Here is a 1,210-nt window from a genome sequence, read left to right on the forward strand (position 1 = left end):
TGGAATTGGATGCCGCTGCGCGCCATGACCGGACTGGTATTTGTGTACCACTATATAGGGCCTGGGTGGCCGTCGCGGAGTGAGCTGGGTAATCAAGATCATTGATGGGTTACCATTATTGGGCAGAACGTGCCGGGGTCTTAATGAAGCGGTCATTTGCAGCAGCCGTAGCCGCTGGCTCCATTGTCTCATCATGCACCCAAATCAATAACGTATCACTGCAAACAGCTGGATATCGCCTCTACGGCAAAAGTGTGTCTGAGCAGCAAGCCACGGACATGGACCATCATCTCAAAGCAGATTATTCAATAATTCACTCGACAGAGGACAAGAAATCTAGATATTCCCAAAAGCCCTGGTCAGACTCAAACACTGCGAATCACCATCAAGCCGATACGCAGCACTATTCAACCTATAGCAAATCTTCAGAACATAACAACCCTGCGTTTGTCGAACAAGAGACAGAGCGTAAGGAGTTTGCAGCTAAACACAGCGAAGTAGGATACATTGACCAGCAGCGGCAAGAAGCAAAGCCGAAAGATGTAGTAGAGCCTACACAGCTGTATTCCTACGCAGAACTCGCTCAGCAAGAACACATTGCCGTCGAGAGCAAACAATCCGTAAGCTTTGAGCAGCCGCAATTACCAGCTGATCAGAAGAAGGCTACACGGGATGAGCAGGTCAAGATCGCCGAACAACAGGCTCAACTGCAACTGCTCGCCGTTAAACACAAGGAAACTGCGTTTCTTGAGCAGCAACGCCTAGCCGCTGAACGCAAAGAAGCCGAACGTTTGCAAAAGGTGCGGCTCGAAGCTGAACAGGAGGAAGCTATACGCCTAGAGAAGCTGCGCGCAGCAGAAGTAAGCGCCGAGCAGCAGCGCCTAGCCGCTGAACGCAAAGAAGCCGAACGTTTGCAAAAGATGCGGCTCGCAGCTGAACAGAAGGAAGCTGTACGCCTAGAGAAGCTGCGCGCAGCAGAAGTAAGCGCCGAGCAGCAGCGCCTGGCCGCTGAACGCAAAGAAGCCGAACGTTTGCAAAAGCTGCGGCTCGCAGCTGAACAGAAGGAAGCTATACGCCTAGAGAAGCTGCGCGCAGCAGAAGTAAGCGGCGAGCAGCAGCAACGCCTGGCCGCTGAACGCGAGCAAATCGAACGGCTAGAACAGCAGCATCTGGCAACTAAACAGAAAGAAGCTGCACAGCTTGAGCAGCA

The 1,210-nt window shown here is 52.4% G+C and carries 1 protein-coding gene; it reads left to right on the forward strand.

Annotation, left to right across the window (positions count from 1 at the left end; all coding sequences use genetic code 11):
- Nucleotides 1-104: 104 nt before the first annotated feature.
- Nucleotides 105-1,210, forward strand: a 1,106-nt coding sequence (locus tag CJZ78_RS13970; protein ID WP_198953923.1) for a hypothetical protein, incomplete at its 3' end; no start/stop codon positions are given.

This window comes from Synechococcus sp. 8F6, assembly GCF_002252665.1.
In the GTDB taxonomy this organism is placed as follows: domain Bacteria; phylum Cyanobacteriota; class Cyanobacteriia; order PCC-6307; family Cyanobiaceae; genus Cyanobium_A.